The organism is Deinococcus radiotolerans (genome assembly GCF_014647435.1).
GTDB lineage: Bacteria > Deinococcota > Deinococci > Deinococcales > Deinococcaceae > Deinococcus > Deinococcus radiotolerans.
The window spans coordinates 100,750-124,442 of record NZ_BMPE01000010.1 but is presented as its reverse complement, the minus strand read 5'-3'; the positions used below and the strand labels follow the sequence as shown (position 1 = coordinate 124,442).

The 23,693-nt window shown below is 70.9% G+C and carries 17 protein-coding genes; 5 read left to right on the top strand and 12 right to left on the bottom strand.

The window, feature by feature from the left end:
- Positions 1 to 239 precede the first annotated feature (239 nt).
- Together IEY63_RS15190 and IEY63_RS15185 are read right to left on the bottom strand one after the other, a co-directional pair.
- A complete protein-coding gene (locus IEY63_RS15190; protein WP_189069842.1) occupies positions 240 to 1,202 on the bottom strand; it encodes an NAD(P)H-dependent glycerol-3-phosphate dehydrogenase in 963 nt (320 codons plus the stop codon).
- Entirely contained in the window at positions 1,199 to 1,948 is a 750-nt protein-coding gene (locus IEY63_RS15185) for a class I SAM-dependent DNA methyltransferase (RefSeq protein ID WP_189069841.1), read from the bottom strand. Before IEY63_RS15185 ends, IEY63_RS15190 begins: the two co-directional genes overlap by 4 nt.
- A gap of 145 nt (positions 1,949 to 2,093) precedes the next feature.
- Between IEY63_RS15185 and IEY63_RS15180 the strand changes: the two genes are divergently transcribed.
- Together IEY63_RS15180 and IEY63_RS15175 are read left to right on the top strand one after the other, a co-directional pair.
- Positions 2,094 to 2,555 carry a hypothetical protein gene (locus tag IEY63_RS15180; RefSeq protein ID WP_189069840.1) on the top strand — a complete coding sequence of 154 codons (462 nt, stop codon included), beginning with the start codon at positions 2,094 to 2,096 and terminating at the stop codon, positions 2,553 to 2,555.
- A 195-nt stretch (positions 2,556 to 2,750) separates the two neighbouring features.
- Positions 2,751 to 4,310, top strand: coding sequence for a P-loop NTPase (locus tag IEY63_RS15175; RefSeq protein WP_189069839.1), 1,560 nt, complete (start codon positions 2,751 to 2,753; stop codon positions 4,308 to 4,310).
- Positions 4,311 to 4,380: 70 nt separating this feature from the next.
- Here IEY63_RS15175 and IEY63_RS15170 read toward each other — a convergent pair whose 3' ends face one another.
- The 10 genes from IEY63_RS15170 to IEY63_RS15120 form a co-directional block, all read right to left on the bottom strand.
- Positions 4,381 to 6,099, bottom strand: a complete 1,719-nt coding sequence (locus IEY63_RS15170) for a discoidin domain-containing protein (RefSeq protein WP_189069838.1) — start codon at positions 6,097 to 6,099, stop codon at positions 4,381 to 4,383.
- A 774-nt stretch (positions 6,100 to 6,873) separates the two neighbouring features.
- The gene (locus tag IEY63_RS15165; RefSeq protein WP_189069837.1) at positions 6,874 to 9,138 is read right to left on the bottom strand and encodes an ATP-binding protein; all 2,265 of its coding nucleotides are present in this window, start codon (positions 9,136 to 9,138) and stop codon (positions 6,874 to 6,876) included.
- Positions 9,139 to 9,376: 238 nt separating this feature from the next.
- Positions 9,377 to 10,108, bottom strand: coding sequence for a sugar transferase (locus tag IEY63_RS15160; protein ID WP_189069836.1), 732 nt, complete (start codon positions 10,106 to 10,108; stop codon positions 9,377 to 9,379).
- Positions 10,109 to 11,263 carry a DegT/DnrJ/EryC1/StrS family aminotransferase gene (locus tag IEY63_RS15155; RefSeq protein WP_229784741.1) on the bottom strand — a complete coding sequence of 385 codons (1,155 nt, stop codon included), beginning with the start codon at positions 11,261 to 11,263 and terminating at the stop codon, positions 10,109 to 10,111.
- Positions 11,260 to 11,940 (bottom strand): sugar transferase, encoded by a 681-nt coding sequence (locus tag IEY63_RS15150; RefSeq protein WP_189069835.1) that lies wholly within the window; start codon positions 11,938 to 11,940, stop codon positions 11,260 to 11,262. Before IEY63_RS15150 ends, IEY63_RS15155 begins: the two co-directional genes overlap by 4 nt.
- Complete coding sequence (locus IEY63_RS15145; RefSeq protein WP_189069834.1) at positions 11,933 to 13,102, bottom strand: glycosyltransferase; 1,170 nt, start codon at positions 13,100 to 13,102, stop codon at positions 11,933 to 11,935. The genes IEY63_RS15150 and IEY63_RS15145 overlap by 8 nt, the downstream gene beginning before the upstream one ends.
- Positions 13,095 to 15,320, bottom strand: coding sequence for a glycosyltransferase (locus IEY63_RS22280; RefSeq protein WP_229784740.1), 2,226 nt, complete (start codon positions 15,318 to 15,320; stop codon positions 13,095 to 13,097). Before IEY63_RS22280 ends, IEY63_RS15145 begins: the two co-directional genes overlap by 8 nt.
- The gene (locus tag IEY63_RS15130; RefSeq protein WP_189069833.1) at positions 15,317 to 16,333 is read right to left on the bottom strand and encodes an NAD-dependent epimerase/dehydratase family protein; all 1,017 of its coding nucleotides are present in this window, start codon (positions 16,331 to 16,333) and stop codon (positions 15,317 to 15,319) included. Before IEY63_RS15130 ends, IEY63_RS22280 begins: the two co-directional genes overlap by 4 nt.
- Positions 16,330 to 17,760, bottom strand: coding sequence for a UDP-glucose dehydrogenase family protein (locus tag IEY63_RS15125; protein ID WP_189069832.1), 1,431 nt, complete (start codon positions 17,758 to 17,760; stop codon positions 16,330 to 16,332). Before IEY63_RS15125 ends, IEY63_RS15130 begins: the two co-directional genes overlap by 4 nt.
- A gap of 380 nt (positions 17,761 to 18,140) precedes the next feature.
- Entirely contained in the window at positions 18,141 to 19,172 is a 1,032-nt protein-coding gene (locus IEY63_RS15120) for a GNAT family N-acetyltransferase (protein WP_189069831.1), read from the bottom strand.
- A gap of 381 nt (positions 19,173 to 19,553) precedes the next feature.
- Between IEY63_RS15120 and IEY63_RS15115 the strand changes: the two genes are divergently transcribed.
- From IEY63_RS15115 to IEY63_RS15105, 3 genes are read left to right on the top strand one after another with little or no spacing between them, the layout of a single operon-like run.
- On the top strand, positions 19,554 to 21,374 hold the full coding sequence (locus IEY63_RS15115) for a polysaccharide biosynthesis protein (protein WP_189069830.1): 1,821 nt from the start codon (positions 19,554 to 19,556) through the stop codon (positions 21,372 to 21,374).
- A complete protein-coding gene (locus IEY63_RS15110) occupies positions 21,358 to 22,662 on the top strand; it encodes a hypothetical protein (protein ID WP_189069829.1) in 1,305 nt (434 codons plus the stop codon). Before IEY63_RS15115 ends, IEY63_RS15110 begins: the two co-directional genes overlap by 17 nt.
- Positions 22,659 to 23,660, top strand: coding sequence for a CapA family protein (locus IEY63_RS15105; RefSeq protein ID WP_189069828.1), 1,002 nt, complete (start codon positions 22,659 to 22,661; stop codon positions 23,658 to 23,660). Before IEY63_RS15110 ends, IEY63_RS15105 begins: the two co-directional genes overlap by 4 nt.
- The last annotated feature ends 33 nt before the right edge of the window (positions 23,661 to 23,693 follow it).

The following is a 23,693-nucleotide window of genomic DNA, read 5'->3' as shown; positions in this document are numbered from 1 at the left end:
GGGGGCCGTGAGGTGAGCTGCTGTGGGTGGCCGGTGAAGTGGGCCTTGCCTTAGATGGCTGACTGTACCACCCGCCCGCAGGAGGTACAAGCACTTGTACTTCCCTGGAAAGTGGCATACAACATGCAGCAAAACATGCGGACATGAAGGCCCGCTCAAGATCGTGTGGCACGCTGGTTTTCAGGCCCTGACCCAGGTGGAAACACCCGGCGGGCGGGGTCGGCAGAGGGCGCCTGAACTCAGTGCTGTTCGGGTTTCGCCTCGCGTTCCATCAGGCGGGCCACGCCGTCCTGCGGGGACCACTCGCCGCGCGTGACGTGCGCCACCGCCCGCACGATCGGCAGGTCATGCCCGTGCGCCGCCGCCCACGCGTCCAGCAGGCCCGCTGTGCGCAGGCCCTCCACGACCTTCCCGCCCTGCCCCGGGTGCTCCCCGCGCGCGATGGCCTCGCCCGCCGCGCGGTTGCGGCTGTGGCGACTGGTGGCCGTGGCGACCAGATCCCCCAGGCCGCTCAGGCCGTACACCGTCTCCTCACGCGCGCCCAGCGCCGTCAGGTAGCGGTTCATCTCGCGCAGCCCACGCGTGATCAGCGCGGACTTCGCGTTGTCGCCCAGGTTCAGGCCGTCCACCAGCCCGGCTGCGACCGCCATGACGTTCTTCAGCACGCCGCCCAGTTCCACGCCGGTCTCGTCGTCACTGGTGTACACGCGCAGGCCCGGCGTCATCAGTGCCGCCTGCACGGACCGCGCGAAGCCCCCGTCGCGGCTGGCGACCACGGTGGCGGCGGGCAGGCCCCGTCCGATCTCCTCAGCGTGGTTCGGGCCGCTCAGGACCGCCACGCGCGTGAAGCCCAGCTGCCGCGCCAGGACGCTCAGCTGCCCGCCGTCCGGCGCGAGCCCCTTGGCGCACAGAACCACGCCCAGGTCCCGTGGCAGCGCCGCGAGCAGGTCCGGGACGCCCACGCTGGGCACCACGACCAGCGCGAACGGCGCGTCCGTGATCGCCTCGCCTAGGTGCGCCGTGACCTCCAGGCCCGCCGGGAGCGTCACGCCCGGCAGGTACTCCGCGTTCACCCGCTGCTCGGCCAGCGTGCGCGCAAAATCCGCGCGGCGCGCCCACAGCCGCACCGGGCCGTTGCGCGCCGCGTTCACGGCCAGCGCCGTGCCCCAGCCGCCCGCGCCCAGCACCGGCAGGGCGCTCACGATCCGCCCGCTCGGGCGAACACCCACACGCGCGGCGCGTCCGGTTCCGGCGGCGCGTAATCCGGGTACTCCACGGTCTCCCACGTCTCAAAGCCCGCCGCCCTCAGCAGGGGGTCCAGGTCGGCCGGGTCGTACCCGCGCTCGCGGTGCGTTTCCACGAACTCCTGATCATCCACCCGGCAGAACGCCTGCACCACGCCCACATCCGCCTCCGCGTCGTAGTGGTGCGACCAGTGGTAGTGCACTTCCCCGCCGTCCGGTAGGGGCGCCAGGCCCTCGATGGCGTCCCCCTCCCACAACTCCCGCACGCCCAGGCGCGTGTTCACGTCGAACGCCAGCAGCCCGCCGGGACTCAGGTGCGCCCGCGCGCGCGACAGGGCCGCCCCCAGGTCCGCCGGGGTCAGCAGGTTGTTCAGGCTGTCGAACACGCACGTCACCAGCCCGAACCGCTCCCCAAGGTCGAAGGTCCGCAGGTCCCCCTGCACGAACGGCACGCCCGGTAGCCGGGTCCGCGCCTCCGCGAGCATCGCCTCACTGAAATCCAGGCCCGTCACGTCCCAGCCCGCCGCGCGCAACTCCCGCGTGAAGCCGCCTGTGCCGCACGCCAGGTCCAGCGCCCGCCCCGGCCCGGGCAGCCCGGCGTCCCGCGCGTACGTCAGGACGAAATCCGCCCAGTGGTCGTACTCCACGTCCGCCATGATCGCGTCGTACACGGCGGCCAACGCTGTAAACGGCTGCCTCTGCATGCCGGGAAGTATAGCGGGACGCGCCCCATAAGGCCCGGTGAAGCTCAGCTGAACCCAACCGCTAGGCCCCGTTCACGCCCCCCGCCCCCTCACCCCCTACGGTGGGCGCAGACACCCGAAGCCCCATTCCCCAGGAGGTCCACCCATGAAAGCCATGCTCGCCGCCGCGATCCTCGCTCCCCTGACCCTCAGCGCCTGCACCCTGGCCGGGAACCCCATCAAGAAAGACGTCACCGGACAGCTGCGCGGCTTCGACGCCAACCAGAACCTGGGCCTGGCGATCGTCGGGTACAACAACAGTCAGTACACGGCCGACGGCACCCAGAGCCAGATCATCGACAAGTTCCTGACCGGCGGGTACTCCCTGGACCTGCCCACCAACCTGCCGTACGGCACGTACCGCGTGATCGTGTTCCGCGACGCGAACAGCAACAACCGCTACGACACGGGCGACACGGTCCTGAGCGCCGACAACAGCAAGCGCCTGATCTACGCCCAGCGGGACGGGCAGTTCGCCAGCGGCACCAAGACCGGCTGGAACCTCCTGAACCCGGACGGCACCGTACAGACGGTCATCCTGAACAACTACGACCTGAGCGCGCAGTAAGTCTGCGAAAAGACCATGCCAGCGCCGCCGCGCGGCCACAGGAGCGGGCGTTAACGATACTGTTACGCCCGCTCTTCCACAATTTCTCCAGCAGCGGATCAAGCGCCCGCGCCGTCCGGTCGTCCCGACCGGTCCGGGGCCGGGCACGCCAAAGGAGAAGATCACATGGAGCGTGGAACGCCAGCGGAGCGGGCAGTGCCCCTCGACCTCAGACGGATCTCCCACTCGGTCCGGCGATTCCTGATCCCCGTGGGGATCGTGGCGGCCACGGTCGCGGGCGTCACCCTCCTGAGCAGCCGCCGCGCGCCGGAGGTCTATCAGGCCACCTCCAGCATGGTCGCCGCGCGCAGCGACACCGGCAACACCGTCATCAACAACGCGCTGGTCACGGCCCCCACGCTGCCCACCGGCGCTCTCCAGGAGGCGCTGGGCAGCCCCGAGGTGCTGCGCGACATCCAGAACAGACTGAACGCCGCGCCGCTGGGGCAGGCCGAGCAGCTGGACCTGCGCCGCCGCCTGCTCCGCAACGCCCAGCCCGACGGCCCCCGTTCCCTGAAACTGGTGTCCCGCCTGGACGAGCAGCGCACCGGGGTGTACGAGGTTCTGGCGCGAGCGGCCACGCCCGCCGCCGCCCGCGCCTTCGCGGACGCCACCGTCACCGCCCTGATGGCCTGGGACACGCAGCGCGCCACGGACAGCGTCACGCGCGCCCGCGAGAGCGTCGAGCGGCGCATCAGTGCACTCGATACCCGCCTGAATGGCACGAACCAGTCCGGCCGCGCGGACCAGCTGGACCTGCGCGCCCAGCTGGTCCGCGACCGCGAGCAGCTGCGGGTGCTGGAGCAGGCGGCCGTGGGCAGCCTGACGCGCGTGGGCACCGCGCAGCTGCCCACCGAGCCGGTCTCGCCCACCCCCATGCGGGACGCGCTGGTCGCGGGCCTGCTCAGCGTCATGCTGCTGCTGCCGGTCGTGGTCGTGCTGGACCTCAGCCGCCGCCGCGTGAACCTCATTGAAGACCTAGACGCCCTGGATCTTCCCCTGACCGTTCTGCCGCGCTTCAAGCGGACCGTGCTGGGCGGCGGCCTCGGCCCGGCCCTGCGGCACGCGCAGGTGCAGCAGCAGGCCGCGTCACTGCGGGTGGGCGTCTGGGCGCAGCTGCCCGGCCCGCAGCTGCGCGTGGTGGCCGTCAGCGGCCTGCGCCGCGGGGACGGCGCGAGCACCGTCGCGGCGCTGCTGGCCGCCGCGCTGGCCGAGTGGGGCTCCCGCGTCCTGCTGATCGACACTGACCCACTGGGCGCCGGTCAGGCCGGACTGTGGCGGGCCCGGACGGAGGCCGCCACGCACCCGGTCGCGGTGGCGCCCCGCGTGGACCTGTGGCGGCAGCCCAGCCTGCCCCGCCTGAGCGTGGAACCCAGGAAGCTGGAGGCACTCCAGGCCGAGTGGGCGCAGCAGTACGAGTTCGTGATCCTGGACTGCCCGCCCGCCGGGGAGATCGCGGACACGCTGCTGCTGATGGCGCGCGCGTCCGGCGTGCTGCTCGTCACGGCGCCCGGCACGGCCAGCCAAGACAACCTGCTGCGCGCGCTGGAGCAGGTGCGGCTCGTCGCGGCGCGCGTGATGGGCGTCGTGATGAACCGCGGCCCGGTCAGCGCGCGCCCGGCGGCGCGGCGCGGCGTGGACGTGGCTGCCTGGGCGGCCGGGGACGCGGCCACGCCGGAGGTGGCGCCCACCGAGGCGCTCTCCCGCCTGCCCTGAGCGGGTGGCATCGGTCACGCGGGGTGGGCTCCAGTCCTGAACTGGAGCCCACCCCGCGTGACCGTTGGCGTTACTGGATTTTGACGCCGTCGCGGTAGATGTTGTAGATGTCGGCAGGTTTGGCTTCCACGACCGGGCGCGTGCCGGTGTACTGGTTGATCTGCGTGTCGTGGATCGTCACGGCCCCGTCGTAGTTCTGGTGCACGCTCGGCAGGGTCGAGTTGATGCCGGTCAGCGTCACGTTCTGGATGCTCACCTTGCCGCCGGTCACGCCGCCGGGCACCAGGGACACGAAGCCGTTGCGTTCAGTCGCCACGGGGTTGGAGGCGTAGTTGCTGCCGGTGAGGCCGTCAACCTGGATGGCGCCGCCGTCGGGCATGGCGAAGAAGGCCGTGCCGTTGCTGTTCGCCACGTGGTTTTTCACCACGATGTTCTGGTTGTGGTGCCCCGCCACGTCCACGCCCCCGCCCCGGTTGTTCGACGTCTCCACGTTCGTCAGGTACACCCCGTTGTTCCCGTACGTGTCGCTGGTGTTCGGTTCGATGTCGATGCCTGCCTCGGGGTTCGAGCCGTTCGCGCCGTTGAAGCGCCCGCCCGTGATGTACACGTTCTTGCTGCTGATCACGCTGGCGTTGTTCCGCGCGGCGTTCAGCATCTCCGCCCCGTCGATGTAGATCTCCCGCGGGTACAGCGCGTCGGAGGTGCTGGGCGAGGCGCCCATCTGATCACGGATGTAGAGGTTGTCGACGGGGCTGTTCAGGCCGCGGATGCCCTTGAGGCGGACGTTGACGCTGCCGCCGTCGATGAACCACGCGTACTGGTTCCAGTTGGTCAGGGTGGGGCGCCCGGCGCGGTTGGCGTCGACGGTGAGGTTCTCGACGGTGACGTTCTGCGCGGCGATGCGCAGGACGTAGAGGCTGCTGGCGGTGGTGGTGCCGTTCATGACCTTGATGGTCGCGCCGTTGCCCTGCACGGTCAGGCCGTTGGTCGTGATGTTGTACTGGTAGCCGTTGGTGCGCCCCGTGAGATAGGTCTTGCCGGCACCGAAGGCAATGGGTTTGGCCTGCTTGTTGGCGGCGTTGAACAGGGCGGTCAGCGCGGTGGTGTCGTCCGTGACGCCGTCTCCGCGCGCGCCGAACGATTCGGGCGTCAGCGCGTCGGGGTTGGTCGTGATCGGGGCGGTGATGGGCGCCGTGGTGACCGGGGCGGTGGTGGTGTCCGCGCCGAGCAGGGCGATCTCAGCGATGCCCGCGAGCTTGACGGCCGTGTTGGCGGCCAGGGTGATGCGGACGTAACGGGCCGACTGGTCCGCGAAGTCGTACTTCTCGGCGGCGGTGGTGGTGCCGCTGCTGCTCAGGCCGCTGGCGACGGTCTTCCAGGTGGTGGCGTCACTGGACACGGCGACGTCGAACTTGTATTTCTGGGCGGCGCCGTTGTACCACGCCACGGCGACCGAGCCGACCGTCTGGGCGCTGCCGAGGTCATAGCGGATCCACTGGCTCTGGCTGGTCCAGTTGGTGGCCCAGTAGCTGCTGAGGGCGCCGTCGCGGGAGTACCAGGAGGTGGTGTCCGAGCGGGCCACGTCGCTCGCGGTGGAGGCGGTGATGGGCAGGGCGCCGGGGAGGAGGGCGGCGGTGCTCAGGCGGGCGTCTTCTGTGGCGGGGGCGGCGGTCTGGGTGGTGCCACTCGGGGCGGCGCTCTGTTGACCGCAGGACGCGACCACCAGAGAAAGACCGATGAAGCTCGTAAGGAAACCAATTTTCTTGATTGTGAGGGGACCTGACAGCATTCTACTCCTGAGTGGCTTAAGTGGACTGTTCTTCGTTGAGAATCGCCCTGCCTGATTGAATTGAGTCTTTAAAACTTAGCTGACTCTTGATTAAATTATGTTCTGTTTCTATGACATGTCTCTTACGTCATTGATATGAATGTTGACTTATTCACATCGCACGGGCATTCATTGAAGACAACCGAATCAATAGCTGCGAGTGCAGAATGAATCATTGTGGACGTGCATGAGAGCTCCATGCCGCCCTGACCTCTGTTTTTTCTCACGTAGGAAATTTCGGGAAGTATTTAACAGTTGTCGGTCCAGCAAAATCGAGATTTCCAAGCCCCGTCTGTGGGGAGCAGAGCAGAACTGCGCCGCCTTCATCCCAGCTTAATGACCGCCTGCACATCACAAAACCGAGCACACGATGACTCCGTGAAAATCTCAACATCTGTGAAAAATGAGAGGAAATCTGTTTATACTTTATAAAACTTTAATGAAATTGAATGGTGAGGTGACTGGTCCGGAAACTCACATCGACCGCCTCACTCCGACCAAATACGCGAGTGACCCGTATCAAAGGTCACCCGCGTTCAGAGATGGAATTACTGAAACACGCTACGCAGCAGCGCTGCATGATTGAACTCATGCAGCGCTGCTGGGCCTGAGCCTGGACGCTCATCAGTCCCCACAGCTACCAGCCCGGCGCAGCCCCCGCCGACCCAGCAGGGCAGACCCGCCGGGCCGCCACTCCGGGTGGGCGCTCAGCGGGCCTGCCGGACAGCGCGGGCCTCAGCGGAGCTGCACCCCGGCGTTCACCGCGCGCCCGGACGTCAACGGCAGCACCTGCCGTCCCCCCACGCTGAGCCCCGCAACCGTCAGGATCAGATCCAGACTCCGGAAGCGCAGCTCAATCCAGGGCGCCGCCGGCTTCACCGGCACCGTCAGCGTGTGGTGCATCCAGCGGCCCACCGTCACCTCGCGCCGCACCCCGACCGGCACGCCACACTCCTCAAAATCAGGCTGATCGTACGGCGTGAACACCGTCGCCGGGCCGCCCGGCCACACCCCTAGCGGGAACGGCACCTCCTGCGGATCAAACTGAAAACCACCCGTGAAGCGGTCCAGCCGCCAGATCAGACTCAGGGTGCGCGCCCCGCCCTCATCTGCCGCGCCCGGCACCCGCAGCGTCAGCGTCTGCGCCGGACCGTACCGCCCCCGGCGCAGCACCCGCAGCCACCCCCGGTCCACCGTCAGCACGTACCCCTCGGCCGTCACGGGCGGCTGATCCGTCGAGTTCGGCGCGGGCGGCTCCACGTGCGGCAGCGGCGGCGGCGCCCGCATCACCGACGAGATCACCGGACCCGGCACGCCCGGCACGCCCGGCACGTCCGGCGGCGGAGTCAGTCCCGCCCGGAGGGCGTAGAAGCGCGCCAGGCCCGCATGACGCGGGGCGAACACCTGCGCCAGCCGGCGGTTCATCTCGACCCGGCGCGGCGCCGCCAGACGACTCGCCAGGCGCACCCGCAGGTGCTCATCCCGGAACAGGGAATCCACCGCCGCCTGATGCCCCTCGACCCTCAGGCCCGCCTGCAGCACCACCACGCCGCCCTGCCGGTGCTCACACAGCGCCCCGCAGGCATGCGCCTGCGTCAGGAACCGCGTCGCGTCCTCGGCCGGCACCACCTGCAACTCCGCGACCAGCGCCTGATCAACGGGCGTCAGCAGCAGGCTGAGCGCCTCCAGGCCGTGCCGCACGTCCTCCGGCCAGCTGTCAATCTCGCTGTCCAGCCGCTCATCCATACGCGTGTGAATCGTCAACGCCGGAAAATCCTCACTCAGCGCCTCGCGCAGCAGCAGCGGCGACCCGCCGGTCCGCTGCATCAGCTGCACGGCCTGCACCTCCAGCACCTCCGGGGCCTGCAACGGGTCAAGCTGCTTGAGGGCGTCTGTCACGCTGGCCACGCTCAGCGGGCCCAGCTGCACCAGGTGACTGCGGTCCTCTGGCAGTACCCGCCGCAGCTGCTGAATCAGCTTCCCGCCCGCCGCGTACTCCGCCTCGCGGCAGCTGAGCACGCACAGCGCCCGCGTGTCCGTGTTGACGAGCAGCTGAATGAAGCCCGCCAGTTCCAGGCTGGCCCGCTCGGCCTGATCGAAGTCCAGCACCACCGGCACCGTCAGGTGCGTCAGGGCACCCGCCACCGCCACCACCTGCCCCTGCGGGGCCACCTGCCCCTGCGCCGCGGCCAGGCGCTCGGCCACCGCGTCCGGCAGGTGCGGCCGGATGCGCTGCGCGATGATCGCCAGGCTCAGGTGCAGGGACTGCGCGTCGCAGTGAATCTCCAGGGCTTGCGCCTCCTGCGCCAGGCGGCGCACCTCATAGGATTTGCCGCTGCCAGTCTCGCCGCGCAGGACCAGCACCTGCGGCGACCGCGCCGCGCGGCGCATGATCTCCCGCAGCCGCTCGGTCTCCACCCGGTCAAACTGCACCTCGTCCGAATGCTCAGGCAGGGGCGGCAGGGCTGCGCAGCCCAGCAGTTGCAGCCGCGCATTCACCATCCCCACCGCCATGGCCCGCCGCTGCCGCCCGTAGATGCGGTACGCCTGCTCCAGGCCCTCCGCGAGGCGGTTGATGATCAGCTGCCGCTGGTGATCCACCCACATCCGGAATTCCGGCCCGCCCAGATCATCCAGCCCACTGAGCGGAATGCCCCGGATGCCGGACAGCCAGGTCTGCACCTGATCATCACTGAACTCCGCGCAGACCTTCAGGCCGTCCTCCCACACGCCCAGGTCTGTCGTGCTGTTGTGCACGGTCAGCAGTCGCTCACCCAGAGGAAAGCCGACAATGCCCGCCGACCGGATGCGGGCCAGTTCCACCCGCAGGTTCTGCCGGGCGTCCCCGTGATTCCACAGCAGGGCCGCCATGTGATCCCGGTGATGCACCCGCTCCTCCAGGACCAGGTACGTGATGAGCGCAACGGCTTTCGTGGACAGGTGCACCGGACGCTGCCCACTGTGCGCGTACGTGTGACCGAGCAGAAAAACTTTCAGCATGCTGCTCCGACGGTGGCGTCTCTGTTGCCAGGCTACGAGCGGCGTTCACTGCGGAACTTTCACGGCGGAACCCTCACGGTACAGCCCGGCCAGACGCACACCCTTCAGGCGGCCCCGACCCGCTGACCCCTGACTTCTGTGTCTAGCTGAGCCCATACAGGATACCCTCACGGCCGCCTCCTGAGACACCCCCATTGGTGCTGTGCGGGGCGCCGCAGCCCGGCCTGCGCCCCCCAGATCACCGGGGCGGCCTGAACATCCGCAGCGCCGTGCGCAGCATCAGGACCACGTCGTCCCACAGGGTGGCGCCCGCGGCGTACTGCACGCACAGCTCCACCTTGTGCGGCACGACCTGCTCCAGAAACACCCGCTCGGCCGCGTCGCCGAACTGACCCAGGTACCCCGACTCATCGTGGTACACCAGGGACGCCACCGACGTGATCCCCGGCTTCAGATGCAGCGCCCGGCCGTACACGTCCGGCGCCAGCTGCACGTAGTGCGGCACCTCCGGCCGCGGTCCCACCAGGCTCATGTCACCGCGCAGCACGTTCAGCAGCTGCGGCAGCTCGTCGATCTTGGTGGCCCGCAGCCAGCGCCCCACCCGCGTGACCCGCGGATCGTGCCCCACAGTCAGATGCGGCGTGCCCGGCAGCGCCGCCGCCTGCACGGCCATGGTCCGGAACTTCCAGATGCGGAACGGCCGGCCCCACTGCCCCACCCGGGTCTGCCGGTAGAACACCGGCCCGGACCCCGCCACCAGCGCGGCCGTCACGAGCAGCACCGGCGACAGCAGCAGCAGCCCGGGCGCGGCCACCGCCACGTCCAGCGCCCGCTTCTGCCACGCGGGCGTCCGCAGTGCGGGCCGGGCCGCTGGGACCGGCGCGGACGCCGGCAGGGGCGCCCCGACCGGGCCGGCGCCGCCCGGAAGGCCCGCGTGGCGCCTGGCCGCAAACGGTCCCGCCCAGCGCATTCAGCTCACCGCCACCGCAACCTGCAGCGCCTGCGCGATCCGCTCGATGTCCGCCTCGCCCAGCTGATGATGGAAGGGCAGGGCAATCGTCCGGGCGCAGACGTCCTCGGTGACCGGCAGGCACGCCGGGGCCGCGTACCCCTGCATGTACGGCTGCTGGTGCAGCGGCGCGAAGTACCCGCGGCTGGGCACACCCTGCGCAGCCAGCCGCTTCATGACCTCATCGCGGTGCGGGGCGGTCCCGGTCAGCGTCACCACGTACACGAAGGGACTGACGACCACGCCGGGCCGCGTGACCGGCACCCGCACGTTCGGCAGCGGCGCCAGCCGCCGGGTGTACAGGGCCGCCACCTCGCGCCGGCGCGCAAGCAGCTGCGGCAGCCGCTGCATCTGCGACGCGCCCAGCGCGGCCGACATCTCATCCAGGCGGTAGTTGAAGCCCAGCCGCTCGTGCTCCAGCCACGCACCCATGGCGGGCCGACCCTGATTGGCCATGCTGCGCGCCGCCTGGGCCAGCTGGTCGTCGTTGGTGACGATCATGCCCCCCTCGCCCGAGGTGATCTGCTTGTTCGGGTAGAACGCGAACGCTCCCGCCCGGCCCAGCGAGCCGAGCCGCCGCTCGCCGATGGCGCTGCCCAGCGCCTCGCAGCAGTCATCGAGCAGCATCAGGTTGAACTCCTCGGCCACCTGCTCCAGCTCGGCCCAGGGGGCCGGGTGGCCGAACACGTCCACCACCATGACCGCGCGGGTCCTGGGGGTCACGCGCGCCCGCACGTCCGCCGGGTCGAGGTTGAACGTGTCGGGCGTGATGTCCGCGAACACCGGCGTGACGCCCTCGTACAGCAGCGCGTTCACGCTGGCGGCGAACGTGAACGACGGGACGATCACCTCATCCCCCGGGCCCAGGCCCAGGCCCCGCACGATCAGGTGCAGCGCCGCCGTCCCGGAATTCACGCAGATGGCGTGCCGGACCCCCACGAACTCCGCCACGCGCTGCTCGAAGATGCCCGCCCAGTCCCCCAGGGCCAGGCGCCCGGAACGCAGCACGCCCATGACCGCCTGGATGTCATCCTCATTGATGTCCGCCGCGGCCATCTGCAGGTCAGGTTGGAGTCGAACGTCCGGTTCAGTGGGCAGGGGCATGGCGTACGTCATGGCTGAGTCCTTTGGTGAGAGGGGGCGGGCACCAGCTGGCGTGACAGGTGCGGGGCGGTCCCGAGAAAGTCAGTGGTGTCTGGATGGCCGGCCGGGCGGACCCCGGCGCGCCGGGAGATCTGCGTGGCCGTGCGCAGGGCGATGCGCAGGTCGAGGAGCAGGCTGGCGTGCGTGACGTACCACACGTCCAACGTGAAGCGGTCCTCCCAGCTCAGCTCGTGGCGGCCGTTCACCTGGGCCCAGCCGGTCAGGCCCGGGCGGACGTCGTGCCGGCGGGCCTGCTCGCGGTCGTAGCGGGGCAGGTACTCCAGCAGCAGCGGCCGGGGGCCGATCAGGCTCATGTCCCCACGCAGCACGTTCAGCAGTTCGGGCAGTTCGTCCAGGGACGTGGCCCGCAGCCACTGCCCGAAGCGGCTGAGCCGTGCGGCGTCCGGCAGAAGTTCGCCGCTGGCGTCCCGCAGGTCCCGCATGGTCCGGAATTTCAGCAGGGTGAACGGTGCGCCCTGAAACCCGGGCCGCACCTGCCGGAACAGCACGGGTGACCCCAGCTGCACCCGCACGGCCAGCGCGATGAGCAGCAGGACCGGCCAGGTCAGCAGCAGCAGCGTGCCGGCCACCAGCACGTCCAGCAGCCGTTTGCCCCGGTACGGATCGGGGGACCGGGCGGCGCTAGGCATGGCGCACCCCGGCGCGCACGGTGGCGGGCGCTGACGCGTACAGGTGTTCGTGCAGCTGAATCAGGTGCTGCACGTCGTAGCGCAGCATGCCTGCCCGGGCCGCCTGGGCGCGGGCCTGCGCGGCTGCCGGGTCGCGCAGCACGTCCCGCAGGGCCGCCTCCAGCGCGTTCACGTCCCCAACGTCGTACATCAGGCCCAGCTGCCCCTCGAGGAGGTCCACCACGCCCCGGATGCGGGTTGCCACGATGGGCGTCCCGGCGCTCATGGCTTCCAGCAGGCAGCGCGGCAGGCCCTCCTGCTCGCTGGTCAGGACCACGGCCGCCGCGCCCTGAAGGAGCGCGGGAATGTCCCGCCTGAACCCCAGGAAATGCACCCGGTCCGTGAGGCCCAGCGCCTGCACCTGCGCGCGCAGGTCAGCTTCCAGCGCGCCCCGCCCGGCCAGCGCCAGCTGCAACTGCGGCCACTCCGGACCGAGCCGCGCGAACGCGGTCAGGAGGTCCGCGTGCCGCTTGCGGGGAATGAATTCCGCCACGGCCAGCAGGTACGGGCGGCCGCCTTCCCCCCAGCCGCGCCGGGCGTCCACCAGGGCGGCCGGGGGGAGTGGCTCGGCGCTGTAGTGCTGAAGGTCCAGGCCGATCCCAGGCATGCGGTGCAGGTGCCCGCGCGGCACGAGCCCGAACGCCCGGGCGGCCGCCTCATCCGCCTCGCTCATGACGACCAGGTCATCCGTGAAGTGCCCCGCCAGCCACTCCAGCGTGACGAACGCCGCGTTGCGCAGCGGGCGGCCCTTCGGGTGGAAGTGAAAGCCGTGCGCGGTGTACACCACCCGCGGGCGCTGCGCGCGCGGCAGGCTGCCCAGGGCCATGCGAGTCACGAACGCCGCGACGGGCGTGTGCACGTGCACGATGTCGTACCCCTCGCGCCGCACCAGCTGCCGGATGCGGCCCGGCGTGCCCAGGAAATTCCCGGCGTGCAGCGGCGAGCGCGACCACGTGACCTGATGCGTGTGATGAAAATGCGTCTCGCGCCAGGGGAAGGGCTCGAAGGACCCGCCGGCCAGGGCGTCCACCTGCCAGCCGCTCTGCCGGAAATGCAGCGCGTAGGGCAGCAGGAACGACTCCAGCGTCTCGGGAATCGTGGTGACCATCAGCAGTTTAGGCATGGTGCCCTCCGGCGCGGGACTCGTACAGGCCCTCCCACGTGCGAACCACCTCGTCGATGGCGTACTCCTCCTGCATCAGGTGCAGGCCCTGCTCGCTCCAGCGGGCGCGCTGCTCGGCGGGCAGGGTCATCAGGTGCAGCATCGCGCGGGCCAGCGCGCCGCTGTCCATGGGCGGCACCAGCAGGCCGCCGCCCGGCCGCACCAGTTCACGGGTGCCGCCCACGTCGGTCGTCACGATGGGCAGCCCGCTCGCCAGCGCTTCCAGCAGCACCATCGGGAGCCCCTCCCAGCGGGACGACAGCACGTACCCGTCCGCGGCGTTCATCAGGGCCGGCACGTCCCCGCGCAGGCCCAGGAACTGCACGTGGGCGTTCAGACCCAGGTCGCGCACCTGGGCCTGCGCGGCCGGGCGGGTGGGGCCATCGCCGACCAGCAGCAGCTGCGCGCCGGGCGCCCCCGCCTGCACCTGCGCGAACGCGCGCAGCAGGTTGGGGTAATCCTTGGCGTCCTCGAAGCGGCCCACAGCCAGCCACGTGAACGCGCCGCCCAGCTTCAGGGCCGCGCGGGTCTCGTGGCGGCGCCGCGGGTCGGGGCGGAACGTGGCCGGGTCCACACCGTTGGGCACGTACAGGATCTGACCGGCGGGCACGGCGCCCACCTGCACGTACCGCTGCGTGGCCGCCCGGCTGACGTTCGTGGTCAGGTCGCACCATGGATCGGTGAGCCGGTACGCCAGTTCACGGGTCCGCCCGCCCTCGATGATGTTGTGCGCGGTGCAGATCAGCTGCCCGACCCGGCCGGGCCGCCGCGCCAGGCGTGCCAGCAGGTTGGCGTGCACCATGTGGCTGTGCAGCGTGCTGGGCCGCTCGCGCCGCAGCCAGCGCACCAGCTGCCACCACGCGCGGACGCTGGGCACCCCGCGGCGCATGTTCAGCGAGACCACCTCGATGCCGCTGCGGCGCAGGTCCTCTTCGAAGGCCTCGGGCGGCAGCATGGACAGCAGCGTCACGCGCCAGCCGCGCGCCCGGAACCGCCGGGCCAGTTCAACCACCTGCGTCTGCGCGCCCCCGTACGAGAGGCTGGTCACGAGCAGCGCCAGGTGCCGCTCCGCACACCCGGGCGGGTTCCCGGCCGCGGCGCGGTCCAGCACGCGCACGTACTGCTCGGCGGACACCTCCTCGCGGTAGCGGTCCAGAGCCCCGCCTCCCGGCGGGCCCGGGCGGGGGCGGTCCAGCGTGGCGTGCAGCGCCGAGGCCAGCGCCGACACGTCCCCCACCGGCACCAGGTGCCCGTGCGAGCCGCCCTGCAAGACCTCCCGCGAGCCGCCCGGCGCGTCGGTCGCCACGGCCGCGCACCCGGCCGCCAGCGCCTGAATCAGGGTGCCGGGCAGACCCTCGAACTGGGAGGTCAGCGCGAAGGTGTGCGCCCGCGCCATGAACGCCAGGATGTCCGCCCGGAATCCGGGCAGGCGCACGTCGTCCTGCACGCCCAGCTCATGGATCAGGGCCTCCAGCGGCCCGCGGTCCTGGCCCTCACCCAGGATGATCAGACGCGCTGGGCGCGCCGCCCGGACCTGCGCGAACGCCCGGATCAGCGTGGCGAAATCCTTCTGCAGCTCCAGCCGCCCCGCGCCCAGCACCACCGGCGGGCTTCCGGGCTGGAACCACGGGTCGTCCAGGGGCGCGGCCAGCAGCGCCGGGAACTGCGCCGTGATGACGGGATTGTCGATCACGCTGACCTGGCCGGGCGGGACGCCCAGCGTGCGCAGGCTCTGCGCCACGCTGCCCGACACGGCCACCACGTGCTGCGCGCGCGGGTAGGCGGCGCGCATCAGGGCGGGCAGCAGCCGCGCCCGCAGGCCGGCGGCGCTGCGGTGCAGGACGTTCGCCTCGCGCAGCACCACCGGCACGCCGGTCATCCGCCCGGCCAGGACCGCTGCGACGTTGGCGTGTTCCAGCGTGGACAGCAGCACCCGCGGCCGCGTGCGGCGCAGGTACGCCACCAGGCGCGGCAGGGACAGTACAACCCGGCCCGCGCGCAGATCCACCAGCCGCACCTGCGGCGGAACGTCTTTCAGGTACGGCCCGACCGCCGAGGCGACCACCAGGTCCACCGCCTGCCCCCGCGCGGCCAGCGACGCCGCCAGCTGCACCATCACGCGCTCCGCGCCCCCGCCGTGCAGGCCGGGCAGGAACAGCGCCGTGCGCCCGCCCTTCACGCGCTGCTCCCCGAGTGCGGCTGCGGTAGGGGACTGAGCGCCAGATCCTCACGCAACCACGTCATGAACGCCTGCACCCCGTCGTAGAACTGCGTGCGCGGCGCGTACCCCAGCAGCCGGCGCGCGACCTCCACGTCCGCCCAGGTCTGCGGCACGTCCCCGAACTGCTCGGGCAGGTGTCGCAGGTGCGCGCGCACGCCCAGCACGTCCTCAAGCACCTCGATCATGTCCATCAGGCTGATGGTGTGGTTGTTGCCCAGGTTGATGACCTTGAACAGCTCCAGGTCGTACTCGATGGCCTGCACGATCCCGTCCACGATGTCCCGCACGTACGTGTAGTCACGCCGGCTGTGCCCGTTGCCGAACACGTTGATGGGCTGCCCGTTGAGCATCCGCCGCGCGAACGCGTGAATGGCCAGGTCCGGCCGCTGCCGGGGGCCGTACACCGTGAAAAACCGCAGCGCCACGAACCGGATGCCGTACACGTGCGCGCACACCTGCCCCAGCAGCTCACCGCTGAGTTTGCTCGCCGCGTACGGACTAATCGGGTGCAGGTTCCGCTCGTCCTCCCGCCAGGGCACCGACGGGCACGTGCCGTACACGCTGCTGGACGACGCGAAGATGAATTGCCGCACCCCCAGCGCCCGCGCCAGTTCCAGCATGTTCTGCGTGCCGACCACGTTCACGTCCAGGTACTCGGTGGGCCGCGCGAACGAGGGCCGCACGCCCGCCAGCGCCGCCAGGTGCACGCACACGTGCACGTCCCCGCGGATGGCCCGCCTCAGCTCGGCCGGGTCGGTGCGCAGGTCCGCCGGGATCAGCTGGTACGCCGGGTGGTTCAGATGCTCGGCCACGTTCCGCCGCTTGATGGCCGGATCGTAGAACGGGTCGAAATTGTCGATCACCGTCACCCGCCACCCCTCGGCCAGCAGCCGGTCCACGAGGTGACTGCCGATGAAGCCCGCGCCCCCGGTGACCAGCGCGTGCGACCGGAACAGATCCTCGGCGCTCATCGGCCCACGCCCATGTACGCCACGCCGTCCTGGCGCAGCAGTTCGGCGGGCAGCGCGTTGCGGCCGTCCAGCACCACGCGGGTCCGCATGCGGCGCGTCAGGTCCAGCCAGTCCAGGTGCAGGTACTCCGGCCACGCCGTGGCCAGCAGCACGGCGTCCGCGCCGCTCAGGGCCGCCTCGACGCTGGGCGTCCAGTCCAGGTCCAGGTCCGGGTACAGCGCCTGCGCGCCGCTCAGCGCGACCGGGTCGTGCGCGCGTACGTGCGCGCCCCGGCGCAGCAGCTGCTGGATGAGGTCCAGGCCCGGCGACTCGCGCAGGTCGCTGGTGCCGGGCTTGAAGGTCAGGCCCAGCACCGCCACCTGACGCCCCCGCAGGACCTTCAGTGCGTCCTGGAGGCGCTCAAGCATGTGCGCCCGCTGGCGGCGGTTGACCTCCCCGGCCGCCTGCACGATCGGCAGGGTGTACCCGTACTCCGCGGCGACCGCCTGGAGGGCCAGGACGTCCTTGGGAAAGCAGCTGCCGCCCCAGCCGACGCCCGCCTGAAGGAACCCGGCGCCGATGCGGATGTCCATGCCCATGCCGCGCGCCACCTCGCTGACGTCCGCGCCGACTTTCTCGCACAGGCCCGCCACCTCATTGATGAAACTGATCTTCACGGCCAGGAACGCGTTCGAGGCGTACTTCACCAGCTCGGCGCTCGTCGCGTCCGTGCTCATCAGGGTGGGCAGCGGCTTGTGATCCGGGCGGGGCAGGCCGGGCGGGGGCGTGAACGTCTGCTCCAGGATCGGCGTGTACAGCTGTTGCAGGGCCCTCAGGGCCTCCGGGTCGTCCGAGCCGACCACCACCCGGTCCGGGTACAGCGTGTCGTGCAGGGCCATACCCTCACGCAGGAACTCCGGGTTGGACGCATAGTGCACCTGCGCCTGCACCCCGCGCGCGTGCAGAACGCGGTCAATGACGGACTTCACGCGGCGGTTCGTGCCGATGGGCACCGTGGATTTCACGACCACCACGCAGCGCTGCCCGTCCTGGAGGCCCTCGGCGATCTCCTGGGCGGCCTGCTCCACCGCGCGGGTATCCGCGTCACCGGAGGCGGTGGGGGGCGTGCCCACCGCGATCACGATCACCTGCGCGTCCCGGACGCCCGCGCGCAGGTCCGTAGTGAACGTCGTCTGGGCGCGCGTCTGACTCAGCAGGTCCGGCAGGCCCACCTCGAAGATCACGGGCTGCCCGGCCTGCAGGTCACGGACGCGCTGCTCGTCGCGGTCCACCATGACCACCGGGTGTCCCAGGTACGCCAGGACCGCGCCGGTGTTCAGGCCCACGTACCCGGAGCCGATGATGGTCACCTGCGCGAGCGGCGCCGCCGGGTGTGCGCCTCCCGTCCGGGGGTGCGGGGTGGGCCGTTCCAGTGCTGGTGTGTTCATCGCGCCGCTCCTTTTGGCTGTGCGGGGTGGGCCGGTGGGTGCCGCGCCCCGGCGGCATGCCGGGGCCTTGAGGTGAGGACAGCGTCACGGTAATGAGGACGGCGTTGAACAAACGTAAATGTGCACTGGGACGCCACCGAGTGGGCAGATCAGCCCGATACCGGAGCGCCGGGTGACCGGTGACACGTCCGGGCGGACAGCAGGCGTGCGGACCTGGGAGCCGCGCGGCGGGGGTCCCGCCCACGTCAAGAGGCTGGCGCCCGGCACCCCGGGCGTCCGGTGACGCGCCACCACCCAGCCCGCCGGGTCAGAACGGTGCCCCCGGACTTCAGGAGTCGCGGGGGCGTCAGCGGGGCAGGCCGGTGCGGCGGCCCTTACCGTCAGAGGCTGGGCGGCATGGTGGGCGCGCGGTACGCCGGGAAGAAGGCCGTGTGCCCGGCGGCGGCACTGAACTGCGCGTACGCGGCCGGATTCACGACGACGCGGCAGGTGGCGTACGGGTACGTGTGGGTGGCGAAGCCGCGTTTGTACTCGGCCAGGGAGTCGTTCTCGCCGCCCAGTCCGCCGCCCAGGTTCAGCAGCGTGCGGCCCTGGGCGCGCAGCAGGCGGACGGTCTGCGCGTCGATCAGGCGGGTGGGGTTGTTCGTCACGAAGGGTTCGTCCACGCCGCCCAGGTGGCAGTGCACGGCGCCGCCGCAGCTGAGCAGCAGTCCGGCCGCCGCGAGCCGCCCGGTGGGGTCGACGGCGGAGATCAGGTGCAGGTGTTCGGGCAGTTCGCGGCGCAGCGTGGCGAAGTAGTCCGGGCTCAGGTGGTAGTAGCGGCTGGCCTGCAACCGGCGCATGGTCTGCCCGTACAGCGTGAGGAAGCCGCTGAAGTGCGTCCAGTCGTCCATCACGATCTGGAATCCGGCGTGTTCCAGGCGGCGGATCAAGCGGCGGTGGCTCTTGCGGATGTGCCGCTGGTACTCGTCGTCGGAGTGGCGCAGGTCCACGGCGTAGATGTCGCCGTGCATGACGTGCGTGCCGGGTACCTGGGCGGGGTCGGCGGCGCTGCTCAGGAAGGGGTGCAGGCGCAGGAACACGCTGACCAGCCGCTCGGCGAGGCAGGCCTGCTCGAACGCCGCCCAGTGGGCCCGCTGGGCCGGGCCGGCCGCGCCGCGCCACAGCGGCCCGGGGTACCCGTAGGGGGAGACGGCGTCGAACCACCCGGGCCGCTGCGGGACGGGCCGGATGATCAGCGGCACGAGGAGTTCGCCGCCCATGCCGCGGCTCCAGAAGGCGGTGGCGCGTCCGCCCTCCTGCCACGCGGCGGCCCGCGCGTAGCCGGGCAGGTGGTACGTGTCGTGGGGGACGCGCGCGAGAACCTCCGACCAGCGGGGGTCGTCGGGGGCCAGCCAGGTGACGTCGGTCATAGGGGAAGGACCTCACGGGGGGGCGGTGGCCGGCACGTCCGGGTCGGTCCCCCGGGCCACTCAGGGCGGTGCGCTTCGCGCGGTGGTGGATGAGCCTCAGGGTGCCCGGCGGACGCGGCAGAGTCAAGTGCGGGTCCGCTCAACATCCTGTTCACGCTGCGGGCCCACCGGCTGGCGGTGGCGTGCCTGACGCCGGGCGCGGGTTGGTGGGCGGTCCGGGTGGGGCCGCCGGGTGCAGGCGGGCAGCTGCATGAAACCTTTCTGAATTTCGCATGATGTTCCATCACCGGCCGCTCTTTTAACCATTGCTCAACGCCCCTGTCTCTAGGGTGCGGGGCACCGCCGTCGTCTGCCGCTCTCCCATGAAGCGAGGTGCCCCGCATGCACAGATTCTGGATTTTCCTGATCGACCTGAGCCTCTGGAGCCTGACCGGGTACCTGGCGTTCGTGCTGCGGCTTGAGAGCGTGCAGGGCGGCGCGCTGCACCCGCTGCTGCTGTACCTGAGCGTGGCGGCGCTGGTGAAGGCGGCCGTGATCTACTCGGCGGGCTTCCACCTGCGCAGCTGGCACCGCGTGGGCCTGCGGGACCTGCGGCAACTCGCGCGGGGCGTGGCAGTGGGCACGGGGCTCATGCTGGGCGTGGCCCTGCTGGTGAGCGGCGTGCCCATCACGGTGCCGCTGCTGGACGGCCTGCTGGCCTTCACGCTGCTGGGCGGGCTACGCACCACAGTCCGGTTCCGTACGGAGCAGCGCGCCCGCGCCGAGGTGCTCAGCCCCATGCGCCGCGTCCTGGTGGCCGGGGCGGGCGAGGCGGGGTCCATTGTCGTGCGGGAGATGCTGCGCCACCCCGCGCAGGGCATGGTCCCGGTGGGGTTCGTGGATGACGACGCGCGCAAGCAGGGCAGCCTGCACTGCGGCGTGCCCGTCCTGGGCACCATAGAGCAGCTGCCGGAGGTCACGGCGCGCGTGCATCCGGACGAGCTGATCATCGCGATGCCCAGCGCGGACGGCCCGCAGATCCGGCGAGTGGTGGACCGCGCGCGGGACGCCGGGCTGCCGCACCGCATCATTCCCGGCATGTACGAACTGCTGAGCGGCGAGGTGAACATCGCGCAGATCCGCGACGTGAACCTCGAGGACGTGCTGCGCCGCAAGCCCGTGCACCTGAACGTCGAGGAGATCAGCAGTTACCTCACCGGCAGCACCGTCATGGTGACCGGCGCGGGCGGCTCGATCGGGTCGGAGATCGTGCGGCAGGTGATGCCCTTCCGGCCCGGGCGGGTGATTCTCTTCGGGCGGGGGGAGAACAGCATCTTCAGCATTCAGCAGGAACTGCTGCGCCAGTGGCCAGAGGTGGACCACGTGGAGATCATCGGGGACGTGCGGCACGCCTCGCACCTGCGCACGGTGTTCGAGCGGTTCCGGCCGGACGTGGTCATTCACGCCGCCGCGCACAAGCACGTGCCCCTGATGGAGGACAGCCCCAGCGAGGCGCTGTACAACAACGTGCTGGGCACCCGCACGGTCGTGTCGCTGGCCCTGGAGTTCGGCGTGAAACGCTTCGTGAACATCTCGACCGACAAGGCCGTGCGCCCCACGTCGGTCATGGGGTCCACCAAGCGCCTGGCGGAGATGGTGGTCGCCTGCGCCGCGCAGCGCGCCCAGCCGGACCAGGCGTTCGTGTCCGTGCGCTTCGGAAACGTGCTGGGCAGCCGCGGGAGCGTCGTGCCGACCTTCCTGGCGCAGATCCGCGCGGGCGGCCCGGTGACGGTCACGCACCCGGACATGACCCGCTACTTCATGCTGATTCCCGAAGCGGCCCGCCTGGTGCTGGAGGCGGCCGGACTGGCGCAGAACGGCCGGGTGTACGTCCTGAAGATGGGCGCGCCCGTGCGGATCGTGGACCTGGCGCACGACGTGATCCGCCTGTCCGGCGCCCGGAACATTGACGTGGTGTTCTCCGGGGTGCGCCCGGGCGAGAAACTCACGGAGGAACTCCTCACGAACGAGGAGACGCTGGAGGCGACCACCAACGAGGAGATCTTCGTGGTCCGGCCGCACGAGCCCGCGCCGGAATTCATGACCAGTCACCTCGCGCACTTCGAGGAACTGGCCCGCCGGGAGGATTACGGGTCGCTGCGGCAGCTGATGCGGGACCTGATTCCCGAAAGCAAGATGCAGATTCATGCCGAGACCGCCTGAGATGCTGCCGGTCAGTGGGCCTCTCACGGCGCTGCGGCGGGTCGCGCCGGGCGCGCGCGGGCGGACGTTCGCGGCGCTGCTGGGCGGGCAGCTGTCGGCGCAGCTGCTGGGGTTCCTGGGCATCCTCCTGATCCCGTCGTTCTACTCGGCGGCGGCCTTCGGGCAGTTCAGCCTGATCATGGCCAGCACGTTCATCCTGCAGCCGCTGATCTCGGTGCGGCTGGAAACGGCGCTGCTGGACGTCACGGCCGGCGCGACCGGTTCGGTGCTGCGGCTGGCGCTGCGCCGGGCCGCCGTGCACGCCGCCGTGCTGGCCGCCGTGGCTGCTGTGGCCGCCGCGGCGCTGGCGGGGCTGGGCCGCCCGGAGGCCCCGCTGCCGCTGTGGCTGGTGGGCACGGCGGGCGCGTACACCCTGTACCAGCTGCTGTTCTCGACGCTGCTGGCGCAGGAGGCCGGCGGGTGGGTGGCGGTCACGCGCGTCACGCAGGCGGCGCTGTTCCTGACCCTGATGGTCAGCCTGAGCCGCGTGGGGGGCGCGTCGGCGCTGGCGCTGGCGTACCTGCTGTCGTTCGCGCTGCCGGTACTGCTGCTGGGCGGGCGGCTGCGGGCCGTGTGGCGCGCCGCGCCGGACCTGACGGACGAGCAGCGGCGGCAGGTGCTGGGACGTTACGTGTGGCACGCGACGCCGCAGTCGGTGCTGAGTTTCGTGTCGCAGTACGTGCTGTCGTTCGTGCTGGCCCGCTTCGGCCTGACGGTCCTGGGGCAGTTCGCGTACGCGCAGCGGCTGGCGTCCACTGCGCAGTCCACGCTGGGGGAGACCCTGCGGCAGTTCAACGCCATGCGCTACCGCCGCATCACGCAGGAGGGCGGCGCGCTACACCGCGTGGTGGTGCGGGACACGCTGAAACTCGTGCCGGTGGCCGCGGCGGTGCTGGCCCTGTTCCTGATCGCGCAGCGTCTGCCGCTCGTGGCGCAGGTCTTCCGCGGGCAGGACCAGTACCTGCCGGCCGTGGTGCTGTGGTACGCCTCGATGCTGCTGAACATCCCGGCGAACGTGGCGGCCACGGTGCTGGGTCAGCAGCGGCAGATCCTGATCTGTGAGGTGTTCATCCTGCTGACGCGCGGCGGCGTGGCGGGCGCGGGCCTGTGGGTGGGCCACGCGGACCTGCTCGTGATCGCGTTCTGCGTGATCAGCGTGGGCATCAATGCCGTGTTCACCGGGTACCTGCTGCTGCTGGTGCGCCGGGTGGATGGGCGCGTGTCGCCCGCCACGAAGGAGACCATATGACCCGTCAAGACACGCCGCTGATCTTCCTGGGGGACGTGCAGTGCGCCGCCCTGAGCGTCCGCTCGTCCCTCCCGGCGGGGTTCGTGGTGGCGAACCTCGAAGCGCCCCTCACGCACGCCGCGAAGCGCGCCGAGGGCAAGATCTGTCTGAAGGCGAACCCGGCGCACGTGACCCTGCTGCGGGACCTGGGCGTGCGCGCGGTCAGCCTGGCGAACAACCACCTGCTCGACTACGGCGAGGAGGGCGTGGACGAAACCCTGCGGACCCTGTCGGCCGCAGGCATCGCTCACTTCGGCTTCGGCTCGGCCGAGGATCACTACGGGAACCCGCTGGTCGTGCACGCGGGCGGGGCGGCCGTGGGCCTGCTGTCGTACGCGCACCCATCGTGCCGGCCGCTGACGCAGACCGGCGGGCGGGGCATCGCCCTGTACGACCCGGCGCGCGTGCAGGCGGACGTGGCGCGGGCGCGCGCGCTCGGCTGCGTCAGCGTCGTGGTGTGCCTGCACTGGGGCAACGAGGACTGCCCGGTCCCCACCGCGCAGCAGGTGGCAGTCGCCCGGGAGGTCTACGCGCTGGGCGCCGATCACCTGATCGGGCATCACTCGCACATCGTGCAGCCCCGCAGCGGGCGGACCTTCTTCGGGCTGGGCAACGTGCACATGGCCGAACTGAACGAACCGGTCATCCAGGGCGGCGCGGTGTCGCACGTGTTCCGCAAGATTCACATGCCCTGGAACACCTGGTCGGTCGTGCCCATCCTAGACCTGCCCGGCGGCCAGACCCGCGTGTGGCGTTCGCGGCTGCGCGGCTCGGAACTGTCCTTCACGCCGGGCGGGGTCATGAACGTGCCGCCGCCGCTGCTCGCGCCGCTGGCCCGCGCCGAGCCACTCGTGCGGCGGCTGTACTACTGGACCCGGCTGGCCCGGCTGTTCTGGCAGCAGCCGAGACTCCCGAACCGCGCCCAGCTGGCGCTGGTCTTCGGCCGCAGCCGACCCTGACCGCCACCCCCAGACGGCCCGGCACTCCCGGAC